Genomic DNA, 1,120 nt, shown 5'->3' with positions numbered 1-1,120 from the left:
GCCGCCCCTGCCCCAGCCCCTCGCCCACCTGCCCGGCATCCGCCCGGCCCGTCCGCAGCTGTGGCTGGTGGAGACCGACACGCACCGCGACAGTGTCGTCCGGTACGCGTCCCTCGTCCTGGACACGGCCGAACTGACCCGCAGCGAGGAGTTCCGGCGGCCCGCCGACCGGGCCACCTACCTCTGCGCCCACGTGGGACTGCGCCGTCTGCTCGGCGCGCACCTGGGCGTCACCCCGCGCAGTGTCACGATGGGCCGCGCACCGTGCCCCTGCTGCGGAGAGGCGCACGGGCGACCCGTACTGCCGGACGGGCGGCTGCACTTCTCGCTCTCCCACTGCGAAGGGCTGAGCCTGATCGCCGTCGCCGGCTCCCCGGTCGGCGTCGACATCGAACGGGTGCCGGCACCCCACACGGTCGCCGAGGCGGCGGAGGTGCTCCACCCGGCCGAGGCGGCGGAACTCGCCGCTCTCGCCCCCGGCCTGCGGCCCGCCGCGTTCGCCCGCATCTGGACCAGGAAGGAGGCCTACCTCAAGGGCCTCGGCGTCGGCCTCGGCGGCGACCCGGCCGCCGACTACGTCGGCTCCGGCCACCTGCCCGCCGCCCCGGCAGGCTGGCTGCTGGCAGACGTGGCCGTCCCCGACGGCCACCACGCGGCGGTGGCCCTGCGCGGATGACGGCCGACCGGCGGCCGCCCCTCGGGGCGGCCGCCGGGCCCGGGTCCGCGGAACCGCTGCCGAGCCGGTGAATCCGACAGGGCTCCGGACCGGGAACAGACGGTGTCGTCGTCCTCGGTCAAGGGAGCACGTGTGCCGGTCCACCGCCTGGTCCACCGGCGTCCGCCGCAGCCGCACCACGTGGCGGGAACCGCCCGGCGCGGTGCACGCGACGGTGCGACGTCCGGACCGGCCCCCTCGCGTACGGTGAGCAGTTCCGGGAACCCGCCACCCGCCACCCGCCGTCCGCGTCCCGAGGAGACCACGTACCCATGACCGACGCCGACGCCGACGTCGTCATCGTCGGCGCGGGGGCAGCGGGGCTGTCCCTCGCGCACTTCCTCACGGCGACGCCCGCCGCCGCCCCCGCCCGCAGACCCGCGGGGCGGGTCTGCGGGCGGGGGC

Annotated in this window: 1 protein-coding gene; it reads left to right on the top strand. The window is 77.3% G+C overall.

What is annotated here, in order from left to right:
• A partial coding sequence (locus EAO77_RS35785) for a 4'-phosphopantetheinyl transferase family protein (protein ID WP_147992478.1) occupies positions 1–676 on the top strand: 676 nt, incomplete at its 5' end.
• Between the last annotated feature and the right edge of the window lie 444 nt (positions 677–1,120).

Origin of the sequence: Streptomyces sp. T39 (assembly GCF_008042045.1) — a bacterium.
Taxonomy (GTDB): Bacteria; Actinomycetota; Actinomycetes; order Streptomycetales; family Streptomycetaceae; genus Streptomyces.
Note: the sequence above shows the minus strand (reverse complement) of the source record. Positions and strands in the feature narration are given on the sequence as shown.